The 13,445-nt window shown below is 59.9% G+C and carries 12 protein-coding genes; 4 read left to right on the top strand and 8 right to left on the bottom strand.

Features of this window, described 5'->3' with window-relative positions:
• Nucleotides 1–2: 2 nt before the first annotated feature.
• Nucleotides 3–677, bottom strand: a complete 675-nt coding sequence (locus C4J88_RS06660; RefSeq protein ID WP_124406515.1) for an NAD-dependent epimerase/dehydratase family protein — start codon at nucleotides 675–677, stop codon at nucleotides 3–5.
• Between the two features lie 352 nt (nucleotides 678–1,029).
• Here C4J88_RS06660 and C4J88_RS06655 point away from each other — a divergent pair, with 352 nt between their 5' ends.
• Both C4J88_RS06655 and C4J88_RS06650 read left to right on the top strand, forming a co-directional pair.
• The gene (locus C4J88_RS06655; RefSeq protein ID WP_124366191.1) at nucleotides 1,030–1,836 is read left to right on the top strand and encodes an aminotransferase class I/II-fold pyridoxal phosphate-dependent enzyme; all 807 of its coding nucleotides are present in this window, start codon (nucleotides 1,030–1,032) and stop codon (nucleotides 1,834–1,836) included.
• 104 nt (nucleotides 1,837–1,940) lie between these two features.
• Complete coding sequence (locus C4J88_RS06650; protein ID WP_124406514.1) at nucleotides 1,941–3,128, top strand: MFS transporter; 1,188 nt, start codon at nucleotides 1,941–1,943, stop codon at nucleotides 3,126–3,128.
• Here C4J88_RS06650 and yiaY read toward each other — a convergent pair.
• Nucleotides 3,095–4,243, bottom strand: a complete 1,149-nt coding sequence (gene yiaY / locus C4J88_RS06645) for an L-threonine dehydrogenase (RefSeq protein WP_124406513.1) — start codon at nucleotides 4,241–4,243, stop codon at nucleotides 3,095–3,097. The two genes, C4J88_RS06650 and yiaY, sit on opposite strands and share 34 nt — an antisense overlap.
• Nucleotides 4,244–4,366: 123 nt before the next feature.
• Between yiaY and C4J88_RS06640 the strand changes: the two genes are divergently transcribed.
• Nucleotides 4,367–5,383 carry a DUF4917 family protein gene (locus C4J88_RS06640; protein ID WP_124406512.1) on the top strand — a complete coding sequence of 339 codons (1,017 nt, stop codon included), beginning with the start codon at nucleotides 4,367–4,369 and terminating at the stop codon, nucleotides 5,381–5,383.
• A gap of 124 nt (nucleotides 5,384–5,507) precedes the next feature.
• Here C4J88_RS06640 and C4J88_RS06635 read toward each other — a convergent pair whose 3' ends face one another.
• The 4 genes from C4J88_RS06635 to C4J88_RS06620 form a co-directional block, all read right to left on the bottom strand.
• Nucleotides 5,508–6,725, bottom strand: coding sequence for an SAM-dependent methyltransferase (locus C4J88_RS06635; RefSeq protein WP_124406511.1), 1,218 nt, complete (start codon nucleotides 6,723–6,725; stop codon nucleotides 5,508–5,510).
• A 175-nt stretch (nucleotides 6,726–6,900) separates the two neighbouring features.
• Nucleotides 6,901–7,518: a TPM domain-containing protein gene (locus tag C4J88_RS06630; RefSeq protein ID WP_124366185.1), complete on the bottom strand. Its 618-nt coding sequence runs from the start codon at nucleotides 7,516–7,518 to the stop codon at nucleotides 6,901–6,903.
• Between the two features lie 31 nt (nucleotides 7,519–7,549).
• On the bottom strand, nucleotides 7,550–8,278 hold the full coding sequence (locus C4J88_RS27935; protein WP_124406510.1) for a YgcG family protein: 729 nt from the start codon (nucleotides 8,276–8,278) through the stop codon (nucleotides 7,550–7,552).
• Between the two features lie 18 nt (nucleotides 8,279–8,296).
• A complete protein-coding gene (locus C4J88_RS06620) occupies nucleotides 8,297–8,908 on the bottom strand; it encodes a LemA family protein (protein ID WP_124361693.1) in 612 nt (203 codons plus the stop codon).
• 237 nt (nucleotides 8,909–9,145) lie between these two features.
• On the opposite strand from C4J88_RS06620, the gene bglX reads away from it, so the two are divergent.
• On the top strand, nucleotides 9,146–11,437 hold the full coding sequence (gene bglX / locus C4J88_RS06615) for a beta-glucosidase BglX (RefSeq protein ID WP_124406509.1): 2,292 nt from the start codon (nucleotides 9,146–9,148) through the stop codon (nucleotides 11,435–11,437).
• A gap of 127 nt (nucleotides 11,438–11,564) precedes the next feature.
• Here the strand turns inward: bglX and C4J88_RS06610 are convergent, their stop codons facing one another.
• Together C4J88_RS06610 and C4J88_RS06605 are read right to left on the bottom strand one after the other, a co-directional pair.
• Nucleotides 11,565–12,722 (bottom strand): phosphatidylserine/phosphatidylglycerophosphate/cardiolipin synthase family protein, encoded by a 1,158-nt coding sequence (locus C4J88_RS06610; RefSeq protein WP_124406508.1) that lies wholly within the window; start codon nucleotides 12,720–12,722, stop codon nucleotides 11,565–11,567.
• A 1-nt stretch (nucleotide 12,723) separates the two neighbouring features.
• Nucleotides 12,724–13,305 carry a YceI family protein gene (locus tag C4J88_RS06605; protein ID WP_124369929.1) on the bottom strand — a complete coding sequence of 194 codons (582 nt, stop codon included), beginning with the start codon at nucleotides 13,303–13,305 and terminating at the stop codon, nucleotides 12,724–12,726.
• Nucleotides 13,306–13,445 lie beyond the last annotated feature (140 nt).

Here is a 13,445-nt window from a genome sequence, read left to right as displayed (position 1 = left end):
CATCAGCGACGCTCGGCGGCCAAGCGGTTGATCTCGGCCTGCTCCACCACAGGCTGCGGCGCGCCATGGCTCACCGCCTGCAACATCGCACGGCCGACGGTCTCGGTGCTGACGACACAGCTCGGCTTTATCCGACGTACAAACGAGAGCAACGGCCCGAGCACGCTATAAAACGCTTGGTACAACGGCGTCTTCGAACGCACACCGTGCAACGGCTGGACAATCCCCGGCCGGAACACATAGACCGCCTTGAACGGCAAGCGCAGCAAGGCGTTCTCGGTCTTGCCCTTGACCCGCGCCCACATCGACTTGCCCGTCTCGGAACTGTCAGTGCCGGCGCCGGAGACATAGATAAACGTCATCTGCGGGTTGAGCCGCGCCAGGGTGCTGGCGGCGACTAAAGTCAGGTCATAAGTGAGGTGGGTGTAGTTGATTTCATTCATGCCCGCCGAGGAAACACCCAGGCAAAAGAAACACGCATCAAAGCCTTGCAGCAGGTTTTCCAGGGGTTGGAAATCCAGCATGTCGCTGTGCAACACCTGATGCAGTTTGCCGTGCTCCTGGGTCAACGACGTGCGGCCGACGGCAACGACTTCCTGCACGTCGGGCGCCAGCAGGCACTCGCGCAGTACGCCCTGACCGATCATGCCGGTGGCGCCGAATAATAGAATTCTCATCAACTACTCCATTCATGCAGCTGGTTTTGACACCCCGAGAGACAGATCTTTGAAGCCGATCGTCACATTGAGGCCACCGCCCCCACACCTTACTCAATCCAGTACAGAACGGCTTCAACAAATCGCATTCCCGCCTCGATGTCGGCCCCAGCACGTCACCACTAAATACGTCTTTGACCTATCCGCCGAACGGCTCAAACAATCATCGAACTGATGCATATTTACCTTCAAAAATGTAGGAACCGACTTACGCCAAAACTTCCGTTTAGGATAGCGGGTATGGGAAACGTCTGACTTAACCTATAAAAATTTTCCCGCTACTGTTTTCGTCCATCGCCAAGGACGAGTAGAAATGGTAAGCACAGAGCCATCAAATAATTTTTCAAACTACAAAAAAGTAATAGAACTTTCCGAAAACGATTGGCGCTCGGCCAAGACGGGTAAAATCTGCGAGATTAACGCCACAGTTATAGACCGCAACTACCTTGCAGATCAGTATGGGCGCAAGTTTCATCACTTCTGTACCACCTCATACCTTGGTCTTGATTACAACGAGAAAATATTGGAAGGCGGACTATTTCTTTATTTTGATGATTCTCATGCGCTATCCGCATTTGGCGATAAGGGGCGCGGTTTTATCCGACCACGCCTGCCAGAACTAGACGATCAAACTTTAATCGTAGCGTCACTTGGAAAATCATTCGGCGCATCCGGCGGACTGATTATGTTCGGCAGTAGCGAACAAAAAAGTTTAATGTATCGATATGGCGGTCCCAGCAATTGGTCCCAAAGCTTAAATTCTGCAGCTATTGGCGCAGGTTTGGCGTCAATAAAAATACACCACTCTAATGAGCTACTCATGCTTCAAGACAAGCTCCGCACCAACATCCGACTATTTGATAGCCTCATTTACACCGACCAACAAAGCTCACTCTCCGCTATTCGCTTGGTAACCTGTGGCAAAGCTGAAAAAGCAAACGCACTCGCCATACAACTTGCAGACAGTGGCTTTTTCACCTCCGCCGTATTTTTCCCCGTAGTGCCTAGCGGAAAGGCGGCAATTAGAATAACGCTTCGAGCGGATATGACACACGAAACAATACGTTCATTCTGCTCAAAACTATTAGCCCTTATAGAAGAAAACAAAATCACAAACTAGCTAACACGCTCTCAATACACTCATGTGTTCAAGCACGCTAAAACGTCTTGAACACACTAACTTTAGATGAAGTTCTCATATCCTTGAGCAACGGACGGCCCTCATTGAAAAATAGCACCACCCTCACGCTAGCCTGCTGCTCCGCCTTCCTCGCTCAAGTCGGCATCAGCAGCTACCTGCCCGCAGTCCCAGCCATCGCCCACGCCCTCCCTGGCGCCGAAGACCACGTAGCACTGGCCCTGGCGATTTACCTGGTCGGCATGGCATTGCCGATGTTGCTATGGGGCAGCCTGGGCGAACGCTTTGGCAGAAAGCCGGTGCTGCTGGCAGCGCTCGTGGTCTATGCATCAGCCAGCGCGGCGATTCCATCGGCATTCAACGTTGAAGCCTTTCTATCGCTACGGTTGATTCAAGGCTTGGGCGCGGGTGGTGTTTCGGTGATGGCGCGGGTGTTGGTGCGTGACAGTTTCAGCGGTGCGTTATTGGCCAAAGGCTTATCGTGGCTGGGCATGACGTTTGTGATCGCCATAGGTGTGGGCCAGTTCGCGGGTTCGTTGTTGCTGGTGACGTTCGGTTGGGAGGCGATTTTTTATGGGTTAGCGATTGGCGCTGTCGTGTTGATGGTGGTGCTGCAGCGGGTGGAATTCCCAATGCGGGCGAAAGTCGATTTGTCGGTTTGCGCCTGGCGCACTTATGTCCTGATCGTGCGGTATCCACCCTTTCTGCATGCGGCACTGGCTGGCGGATTGGGCTACGGGATAATCATTGCATTCAACACCTGTGCACCGTTGATATTGCAGGGGCGTTTTGAATGGAGCGCGGCGCAGTACGGCTGGCTGGGCTGGCCGATCAGCGCGGCGTATCTGGTGGGCGCGTTGATGGTCAATCGCTTCGTCGCTCGCGCGGGACGGTTGATGATGATGGGGTGGGGCGTGACGTTGGTGTTGGCGGGAACGACAGTGATGTTGCTGGGCAGTGTGTTTGCCAGCGAGCTCGCCGTACTGCTGTGGCTACCGTATTGCCTGGCCATAGTGGGGCAGTCGATGAGTTACCCGATCAGTTTGTCACTGGCCAGCGATGAATCACCGATAAGTGGCTCCTATGCCATGGCGCTGAGCGGTTTCATGCATCAGTGGATGGCCGCATTGATTGGCGGTGTGGCGAGCCTGCTGGTGAGTCAGCAGGCATGGCCATTGTCGCTCTTGTGTGTGGCATTGGCGGGCGGTGCGGGGGTGTGCGTCGCCCGCTGCCGTGCAGATCAAAACGCGCTGCGAAAAATCTCCTCGATCTGACGCTGATCCGCCCGTCGTGGGTTGGTCAGGCCGCATGCATCCTTTAGCGCATTACTCGCCAGCAGCGGAATATCCTGCAATTTGGCGCCAAGTTCGCGCAGGCCGGCGGGAATTTCCACGTCCTGGGACAGGGCGCGAATCGCGACGATAGCGGCCTGCGCGCCCTCTTCCGGGGTAACGCCCTTGATATCGGCCCCCAACGCGCGCGCCACGTCACTCAAACGCTTGGCGCTGACACTGGCATTGAAACTCTGCACGTGGGGCAGCAGCACCGCATTGCACACGCCATGGGGCAGGTCGTAGAGGCCGCCGAGCTGATGCGCCATGGCGTGCACGAATCCCAGCGACGCGTTGTTGAACGCCATGCCCGCGAGGAACTGCGCATACGCCATGTTTTCCCGCGCGGCTATGTCGCTGCCATCGCGCACGGCCAGGCGCAGGTTGGCGCTGATCAGTTCGATCGCCTTGATTGCGCAAGCGTCGGTGATCGGTGTGGCGGCGGTGGACACGTAGGCTTCGATGGCATGCGTCAAGGCATCCATGCCGGTGGCAGCGGTGAGGCCCTTGGGCATTGCGACCATCAATGCCGGGTCGTTGACCGACAGCAGCGGCGTGACATTGCGGTCGACGATGGCCATTTTCACGTGGCGGGTTTCGTCGGTGATGATGCAGAAACGGGTCATCTCACTGGCCGTGCCGGCGGTGGTGTTGATCGCCACCAGCGGCAATTGCGGCTTGCTCGATTGATCGACACCCTCATAGTCGCCGATACGCCCGCCGTTGGTGGCGCACAGGGCGATCCCCTTGGCGCAGTCATGGGGCGAGCCGCCGCCCAGGGACACCACAAAATCGCAGGCGCTCTGTTGCAGCAGCGCCAGGCCTTTTTCGACGTTTTCTACCGTGGGGTTGGGCCTGGCGCCATCGTAGACCACCGAATCGATGTCCTGCAGCGCCAGCTTTTCGGCGACCATGCTGGCCACGCCGGCTTTGCACAGGCCCTGGTCAGTGACGATCAACGCCTTGCGAAAGCCGTAGTTGCGTATAGCAATCATGGCTTCGTCGAGGCAGCCGATGCCCATGATATTGACGGCGGGAATAAAGAACGTGCTGCTCATGGTCGATCCTCAGGGGCTTTATAGCCACAGAATCCACCGGTACCACATGCCGCATCTTGACCAGGATCAACGCCGGCTCGTGATAAAGTCACCGTCCAGCCGATTTCGAGTAGACCCGCCGCAATGAAGGATTTCCAGGATATTGACGCCCACCTTGAAGACTGGAGCGCACTGCGCGGCGCCATCGACTTCAACGGGATTCTGATCGGCAACGGCGCAAGCCGCACGATTTGGGAAGACTTTGCCTACGACTCGCTGTTTGAAAACGCCCGCACAGTGGAAGAAAAGCCCCTAGGCCAATCCGAACTCAGCGTATTCGACGCGCTGCAAACCCGCAGTTTCGAGCAGGCCCTGGGCGCGCTGAAAACCACCAGCCGCGTCAACAAGGCCCTGGCGGTCAGCTCGGCGGCGCCACGCAATCGCTACTATGCGATCAAGGAAGCGCTGATCAATACGATCCACGCCGTGCACATCCCCTGGCGCCTGGTGCAGCCCTCGACCCTGACGGCCCTGAACACCGAAATGGCCCGCTACGCTACGGTCTTCACCAGTAACTACGACCTGCTCAACTACTGGGCGATCCTGCACACGCCGGGTATCGACGACCTGTTCCGCAGCGCCGACTCAAGCTTCGACCTGCGCGATACCCGCACCGATGCCACGCGTATCCTGTACCTGCACGGCGGCCTGCACCTGGTGCGCAACCTCGACGGCACCGCACGCAAACTGCCGTCCACCGACAGCACGTTGCTCAGCAGTTTCGCGATCAACAACACGATCAAGACCCTGGACGACGTGCCGCTGTTCGTCAGTGAAGGCCCGGTGCACGAGAAGCTCAAGACCATCCGCAGTTCGGATTATCTGTCGTTCTGTTATGAACAGTTGCTCACCCACGAAGGCGCGCTGTGCATCTTCGGCCATGGCCTGGGGCCGCGGGATAAACACTTGGTGGATGCGATCCGCCAGGCCAACATCACCACCCTGGCGATTTCGGTATCGGGGCGCAGCGACGGGTTTATTCGTCAGCAGAAGCAGCGGTATTCGCAGTTATTCCAAGGCACCGGCATGGAACTGAAATTCTTTGCCGCGCGTACTCATCCACTGGGTAATCCGGCGCTGTCGGTGCCAGTCGAACACTGATCCAGTGAACGAAGAAGACCAAATGTGGGAGGGGCTTGCTCCCGATAACGGTGGATCAGCCAATGAATGTGTCGGCTGACACACCGCCATCGGGAGCAAGCCCCCTCCCACATGGGCCCCGCGCTTAGTTCAAGAAACTATCGGCGCGCAGCAGGGTTTCCAGGCAGTGTTCGGTGATGTGGTAGAACGCCTTCAATGCCTGAATCTTCTCCAGCAACGGCGCAGTGTCCACCGGCTCGGCGCGTTTGACCGCCAGGATCATCTTGTTCTTGTTGGTATGCTCCAGCGAGATGAACTCAAACACCTTGGTCTCATAACCACAGGCTTCGAGATACAAGGCGCGCAAGCTGTCGGTGACCATTTCTGCCTGTTGGCCCAGGTGCAGGCCGTATTGCAGCATTGGCTTGAGCAGCACCGGGCTCTGGATCTGCAGGCGAATCTGTTTGTGGCAGCACGGCGAGCACATGATGATCGACGCGCCGGAACGGATGCCGGTGTGAATCGCGTAGTCGGTGGCGATATCGCAGGCATGCAGGGCGATCATCACGTCCAGCTCGCTCGGCGCGACGCTGCGCACGTCGCCGCACTTGAATACCAGCCCGGGGTGTTCCAGGCGTGCGGCGGCGGCGTTGCACAGGGTTACCAGGTCTTGACGCAGCTCGACACCGGTCACTTCGCCTTCGGCCTTGAGGGTGTTGCGCAGGTAGTCGTGGATCGCGAACGTGAGGTAGCCCTTGCCCGAGCCGAAATCGGCGACGCGCACGGGTTGGTCCAGCTGCAACGGCGAGGATGTCAGCGCATGGCTGAACACTTCGATGAACTTGTTGATCTGCTTCCACTTGCGCGACATCGACGGGATCAGCGCTTGGCTGGCGTCGGTCACGCCCAGGTCGGCAAGGAACGGCCGGCTCAGGTCGAGGAAGCGATTTTTCTCGCGGTTATGCTCGGCAGATGGCGCCTCACGCAATTGTTGCGGCTTGCTTTTGAACAGCGAGCTTTTGTTCTTCTTGCTGTATTCCAGCTGCGCTTCGTCCATCAGCGACAACAAGTGTGCGTTCTTGAACGAGGCTGGCAGCAGCTCGGCAATCGCCGCCACGGCGTCGGCCAGCGGGAAGTTCTTGGTGATGTCGCGGGTCTTGTAGCGGTAGACGAAGGACAGGCAGGGCTGCTCCTTGACCGTCACGGGCTTGATGATCAGCCGCTGCAGTTCGGCTTCCGTGCCCACGTATTTGGCCAACACCAGCTTGATGAAGGCGTTCTGCGCCAGGCTTGCGCTCAGCAGTTCGATGAACTGGGCGTGATGATCCGGCGCAGGGCTGGCAGGTTGAGCGGTGACGGACATGAACAAAAACGCCTCGGGCAAAGAATGCGGGGCATTTTAGGGGGGATAACTGGCCAGGGCACGGAGTTATTTGACCAATGGTACGTTCCAACAGCCAAAGTAGATCCAAATGTGGGAGGGGGCAAGTCGAATCGTCGCACCGCCCCTCCCACATTTTAGAACGGTGTTGGCTGGGCTATTCGAGTACGACCAGACGGTTCGGCAGTTCATTACGCGTCTGCGTCACCGGCACATGCACCTTGAGCAATTCCCCACACGCCTCGATGCAGGCAATGAACCCGGCCAACGTCTGCCCCTGCTTCACCTGCTGGGTGAATGCCTTGACGATGCCATCCCAATTGCTGTCATCCAGCTGTTTGGAGATGCCTTCATCCACCAGGATTTCCACATAGCGCTCGGCCTCGCTGACAAAAATCAGCACACCGGTGCTGCCCAGCGTGTGGTGCAGGTTCTGCTCGAGGAACTGGCGGCGTGCCAGGTTCGAGGCGCGCCAGTGGCGGACCGAGCGAGGGATCAAGCGGGTGGTGACCTTGGGCAGACGAAACAGCAGGCACAACACAATGAAGGTCGCCCACTGCGCCAACAACAAGGTGTACATGGTCAGGTAGCCCGACAGGTAATGCACCACCCCGGGTACCACCAATGCGATCAGGCTGGCCCACAGCAACGGAATGTAGGCGTAGTCATCGGCGCGCGCCGCCAGCACCGTGACCAGCTCGGCGTCGGTCTGTTGCTCGACCCGAGCGATCGCTTCGGCCACTTGGCGCTGCTCGTGTTCAGTCAGTAATGCCATGGTTGTAGATGCTCTTTTCTCGTTATTGTCATTACCAGCCGCCCGACGCCCCGCCACCACCGAAACCACCGCCGCCGCCGCGGAAACCTCCGCCACCGCCGCCCCCACCGCCGCCACGCCCGCTGCTGCTGAGAATCGCCAGCAGGATCGCGCCCACCGGCAGGCCCATGCGATTGCACAGCCACAGCACGCCGATCAGCAGGATGAACAAGCCGATGGAAAACCCGGGATTGTCCTTGGCGAAATTCGCATCCGCCACATGGGCGGGCACGGCCAAAGGTTCACCGCCCACCACCTGGATCATCGCTGCGACACCGTCGCTGATGCCCTGGCTGAAATTGCCGGCCTTGAACTTGGGCGCGATCACCTGGTTGATGATCACCCAGGACTGCGCATCCGTCAGCACGCCTTCCAGGCCGTAGCCGACTTCGATGCGCAATTTGCGCTCGTCACGGGCGACGATCAACAGCGCGCCGTTGTCCTTGCCCTTCTGGCCGATCCCCCACTGGCGGCCCAATTGATAACCGTAGTCTTCAATCGGCACACCCTGCAGGTCGGGCACGGTGACCACCACGATCTGGTCACCGGAGGTCTGCTCCAGCGCCTGCAATTGCTGCGTCAGTTGCTGGCGCACCGCCGGGTCGATCATCTGGGCGTTGTCCACCACCCGCCCGGTCAACGCCGGGAAGGTCAGGGCCGCTTGGGCCACGCCCACGCAGGCCAGCAGCCACAGCGCCAGGCCTATCCGTAATAAACGCATCGACACCTCAAGGCAGCGTTATTTGAACTTCACCTGCGGCGCCTTATCGGCATCGGCACTGGTGGCTTCAAACGTGGCGCGGATCGGCAAGTCGCTGTACATCACGCTGTGCCACAGGCGGCCTGGGAAGGTGCGGATTTCGGTGTTGTAGGCCTGCACGGTCTGGATGAAATCGCGACGGGCCACGGCGATACGGTTTTCAGTCCCTTCGAGCTGCGATTGCAGGGCCAGGAAGTTCTGGTTGGCCTTCAGGTCCGGATAGCGTTCGGACACCACCATCAAACGGCTGAGTGCGCCGCTGAGGCCGTCCTGGGCTTGCTGGAACTGCTTGAGTTTTTCCGGGTTGTCGAGGGTGCTGGCATCCACCTGGATCGAGGTGGCCTTGGCCCGCGCTTCAATCACGGCGGTCAGGGTGTCCTGCTCATGGGCGGCATAGGCCTTCACCGTTTCCACCAGGTTGGGGATCAGGTCGGCACGGCGTTGGTACTGGTTCTGCACCTGGCCCCAGGCCGCCTTGGCCTGTTCGTCGAGGGTCGGAATGTTGTTGATGCCGCAACCGCTCAATACGCTGCTGATCAATAACAGCGCCGCGGCTTTCAAGCCCCAGCGGTAACCTTGTGCTGCTTGCATGGTGTATCTCCTGCCAATCTGGATGGAATGTGATGACTAACCCTATAAACCACGCGCTTGGGGCATAATCCGCCACCACTGGAATGCTTCGAGCCAATCAGCTACAAAGATGCCCAGCGCGAAAAAGAGTTCAGAGTGTGCTGCATTTATCTGAACAACACCCGAACAACAATAGACGCTCCCCACATTTTGGCCGATCAGCCTGACCGCTGTGCAGTGAGCCGAAAAAGGATATTCATGAAGAAGCTGTGTTTGCTCGGCCTTGTTGCCACTCTGGCCAGCCACCCCGCATGGGCAGAAACAAAGCCTGCTGCGCTTGACGACAAGGACGCCTTCGTCAGCGACCTGCTCAAGCAGATGACCCTCGATGAAAAGATCGGCCAATTGCGCCTGATCAGCATCGGCCCCGAGATGCCCCGCGAGCTGATCCGCAAGGAAATCGCCGCCGGCCGCATCGGTGGCACGTTCAACTCCATCACTCGCCCGGAAAACCGTCCCATGCAGGACGCGGCCATGCGCAGCCGCTTGAAGATCCCGATGTTCTTCGCCTACGACGTGATCCACGGCCACCGCACGATTTTCCCGATCAGCCTGGCCCTGGCCTCCAGTTGGGACATGGACGCCATCGGTCGCTCCGGGCGCATCGCCGCCCAGGAAGCCGCCGCCGACAGCCTCGACATCACCTTCGCGCCGATGGTCGACATCTCCCGTGACCCGCGCTGGGGCCGCACCTCCGAAGGCTTCGGCGAAGACACGTACCTGGTGTCGCGCATTGCCGAAGTCATGGTCAAGGCGTTCCAGGGCGCCAGCGCCGCGAACGCCGACAGCATCATGGCCAGCGTCAAGCACTTCGCCCTGTACGGCGCGGTAGAGGGCGGGCGCGATTACAACGTGGTCGACATGAGCCAGGTCAAGATGTACCAGGACTACCTGCCGCCCTACCACGCGGCGATCAAGGCCGGTTCCGGCGGCGTGATGGTGGCGCTCAACTCGATCAACGGCGTGCCCGCCACCGCCAACACCTGGCTGATGAACGACCTGCTGCGCAGGGACTGGGGCTTCAAGGGCCTGGCCGTGAGCGACCACGGTGCGATCTTCGAACTGATCAAGCACGGCGTGGCCAAGGACGGGCGTGAGGCCGCCAAGCTGGCGATCAAGGCCGGCATCGACATGAGCATGAACGACACGCTGTACGGCAAGGAACTGCCGGGGCTGCTCAAGTCCGGCGAGATCGAACAGAGCGACATCGACAACGCCGTGCGCGAAGTGCTCGGCGCCAAATACGACATGGGCCTGTTCAAGGACCCGTACCTGCGCATCGGCAAGGCCGAGGATGACCCGGCCGACACCTATGCCGACAGCCGCCTGCACCGTGCCGACGCGCGTGACATCGCGCGCCGCAGCCTGGTGTTGCTGAAAAACCAGAACCAGACGCTGCCGCTGAAAAAATCCGCGACCATCGCGCTGGTCGGCCCGCTGGCCAAGGCGCCGATCGACATGATGGGCAGCTGGGCCGCCGCCGGCAAACCGGAGCAGTCGGTGACGTTGCTGGACGGCATGAACGCCGTGATCGGCGATAAAGGCAAAATCATCTACGCCCGCGGCGCTAACATCACCAACGACAAGGCCGTGGTCGACTACCTCAACTTCCTCAACTTCGACGCCCCGGAAGTGGTGGATGACAAGCGTGCGCCGCAAGTGTTGATCGATGAGGCGGTCAAGGCGGCCCAGAATGCGGACGTCGTCGTGGCCGCCGTGGGCGAGTCCCGTGGCATGTCCCACGAGTCCTCCAGCCGCACCGACCTGAACATCCCGCAAAGCCAACGCGACCTGATCAAGGCCCTAAAAGCCACCGGCAAACCGCTGGTACTGGTGCTGATGAATGGCCGGCCGCTGTCGATTCTGGAGGAAAACCAACAGGCCGACGCCATCCTGGAAACCTGGTTCGCCGGCACCGAAGGCGGCAACGCCATTGCCGACGTGCTGTTCGGCGACTACAACCCGTCGGGCAAACTGCCGATCACCTTCCCGCGTTCGGTGGGGCAGATTCCCACTTACTACAACCACCTGAGCATCGGCCGGCCGTTCACGCCGGGCAAACCGGGCAACTACACCTCGCAGTACTTCGATGACACCACAGGTCCCCTGTTCCCGTTCGGTTATGGCCTGAGCTACACCACGTTCAGCCTGTCGGACATGGCGCTGTCGTCCACCACCCTGAACAAGACCGGCAAGCTCGACGCCAGCGTCACGCTGAAAAACACCGGCAAGGTCGATGGCGAAACCGTGGTGCAGCTGTACATCCAGGACGTAGCCGGCTCGATGATCCGCCCGGTGAAAGAGCTGAAGAACTTCCAGAAAGTCATGCTCAAGGCGGGAGAGGAGCGCACGCTGCACTTCAGCATTACCGAGGAAGATTTGAAGTTTTACAACAGCCAGCTCAAATTCGCCGCAGAACCGGGTGAGTTCAATGTACAGATCGGGCTGGACTCCCAGGCTGTGCAGCAGCAGAGCTTTGAACTGCTTTAAAGCCTGAACTCGGTCAAAAATGTGGGAGGGAGCTTGCTCCCGATAGCGGTAGATCAGTAACAAATATGCTGACTGATCCACCGTTATCGGGAGCAAGCCCCCTCCCACATTGACCTCATTGATCTTGTTAGCCGCGTCGATCCAACAGGTTCACCACCAACCGATCAATCCATCCCCACACCCGCTGCTTCACCCGCCGCCACAACGGCCGGGCCTTCCACGCTTCCAGGCTGACCGCCAGGCTCTGGGCAAAATCACGCTCGAAACTGCCCGCCACCGCCGCCGTCAATGCCGGGTCCAACGCCTCCAGGTTGGCCTCCAGGTTGAAGCGCAGATTCCAGTGGTCGAAGTTGCACGAGCCAATACTGACCCAGTCGTCCACCAGCACCATCTTCAAATGCAGGAAGCACGGCTGGTACTCGAAGATCTGCACCCCCGAACGCAGCAAACGCGGGTAATAACGGTGCCCGGCGTAGCGCACCGACGGGTGATCGGTGCGCGGGCCGGTGAGCAGCAGGCGCACATCCACCCCGCGCCCGGCCGCGCGGCGCAAGGCACGGCGCACGCTCCAGGTGGGCAGGAAGTACGGCGTGGCCAGCCAGATACGCTGCTGGCTGCTGTTCAAGGCGCGGATCAGCGACTGCAGGATATCGCGATGCTGACGGGCGTCGGCATAGGCCACCCGGCCCAGGCCAGGCCCGGTCGCCGGCACCTTGGGCAACCGCGGCAGGCCGAAATGCGTCGCGGGTTTCCACTCCCGGCGGGCCGCGTTGGCGTGCCATTGGCGGTCGAACAAGGCCTGCCAGTCGAGCACCAGGGGGCCGCTGATGTGCACCATCACTTCATGCCAGTCGGCACTGTCCTGCCCCGGCGTCCAGAACTCATCCGTCACACCGGTTCCGCCAACCACCGCGATACCCTGGTCGACCAACAACACCTTGCGGTGGTCACGGTACAGGTTGCGCATCCAGCGCCGCCAGCTCAGGCGGTTGTAGAACCGCAGCTCCACACCCGCGTCGGTCAGGCGCTTGCGCAGCCCGAGGGTAAACGCCAGGCTGCCGTAATCATCGAACAGGCAACGCACCCGCACCCCCCGCTCGGCTGCGAATACCAATGCCTGCACCATCGCCTCGGCACAGGCGCCGGCTTCCACCAGGTACAACTCCAGATCGACCTGCTGCTCAGCCCGCGCAATCCCGGCCAACATCTGCGGGAAGAAACTCGGCCCGTCGATCAGCAACTCGAAACGGTTGGCGCTGCGCCACGGGAATACCGCGCCGCCCACGTCAGCGCGCCGTAAAGATCAGCACCGCACCCACCGGCACCGACAAACTGATCGATTTAAGACCTGCGACCTTGCGCAGCGCGGCCACGCCTGGCGCGAGGTCAAAATCCTCGGCATGCAGCACCACCGGCTCCAGGGTCACCACCTGGAAGCGCCGGTCATCCAGGCGCGTGGCCAATAGCTCGGCCGTGTAGGTCTGGGTCTTGCCATGCAAGGTGATGCTCAGCGGCAGGCGCAACTCCAGTTGCGCGCCAGAGGCCAGGTCATTGATCGGTTGCAGGTTGATCTGGGTGCTGATCAACGCTTCGGGAAACTGCTTGATCTCGAACAACTCTTTGCGCATGCGCTCGTCACGCAGCGGGACGCCACTGTTGATCGACTCCAGCTCCACCTGGACCTGGGCCGCGCCCTGGCTGTCGACCTTGCCGTGCAGCACGAGGAAGCGCTGCACTTCGGCGATTTCGGTGTTTTTGGTGGTGACGAACGACAGGCGCGAAGACTCGTTATCCAGGTACCAGTCGGCATGGGCAGGCACAGCGGCACAGGTCAGCAGTGCAAAGACCAAAGGTTTGAGATTGAACATAAAGGCTCATGGGGCAAAAAATCTGGATGAACCTTAAGCGCAATCTCACGAACGGCGCAAATCCAATGTGGGAGGGGGCTTGCCCCCGATAGCGGTGGGTCAGCAACTCATCCTGTGACTGACACGCTGCCATCGGGGGC

This window comes from Pseudomonas sp. R4-39-08, from assembly GCF_003852275.1.
Lineage (GTDB): Bacteria > Pseudomonadota > Gammaproteobacteria > Pseudomonadales > Pseudomonadaceae > Aquipseudomonas.
The sequence above is the reverse complement of the archived record's forward strand: the minus strand, read 5'-3'. Positions and strand labels throughout refer to the sequence as shown.

Bases quoted from the DNA above. Each gene is read 5' to 3' on its own strand.
- C4J88_RS06635 (WP_124406511.1), bottom strand. From the start codon at position 6,725: ATGTCCGTCACCGCTCAACCTGCCAGCCCTGCGCCGGATCATCACGCC.
- yiaY (WP_124406513.1), bottom strand. From the start codon at position 4,243: ATGAGCAGCACGTTCTTTATTCCCGCCGTCAATATCATGGGCATCGGC.
- C4J88_RS06655 (WP_124366191.1), top strand. From the start codon at position 1,030: ATGGTAAGCACAGAGCCATCAAATAATTTTTCAAACTACAAAAAAGTA.
- C4J88_RS27935 (WP_124406510.1), bottom strand. From the start codon at position 8,278: ATGCGTTTATTACGGATAGGCCTGGCGCTGTGGCTGCTGGCCTGCGTG.
- C4J88_RS06640 (WP_124406512.1), top strand. From the start codon at position 4,367: ATGAAGGATTTCCAGGATATTGACGCCCACCTTGAAGACTGGAGCGCA.
- C4J88_RS06660 (WP_124406515.1), bottom strand. From the start codon at position 677: ATGAGAATTCTATTATTCGGCGCCACCGGCATGATCGGTCAGGGCGTA.
- C4J88_RS06605 (WP_124369929.1), bottom strand. From the start codon at position 13,305: ATGTTCAATCTCAAACCTTTGGTCTTTGCACTGCTGACCTGTGCCGCT.
- C4J88_RS06630 (WP_124366185.1), bottom strand. From the start codon at position 7,518: ATGGCATTACTGACTGAACACGAGCAGCGCCAAGTGGCCGAAGCGATC.
- C4J88_RS06620 (WP_124361693.1), bottom strand. From the start codon at position 8,908: ATGCAAGCAGCACAAGGTTACCGCTGGGGCTTGAAAGCCGCGGCGCTG.
- bglX (WP_124406509.1), top strand. From the start codon at position 9,146: ATGAAGAAGCTGTGTTTGCTCGGCCTTGTTGCCACTCTGGCCAGCCAC.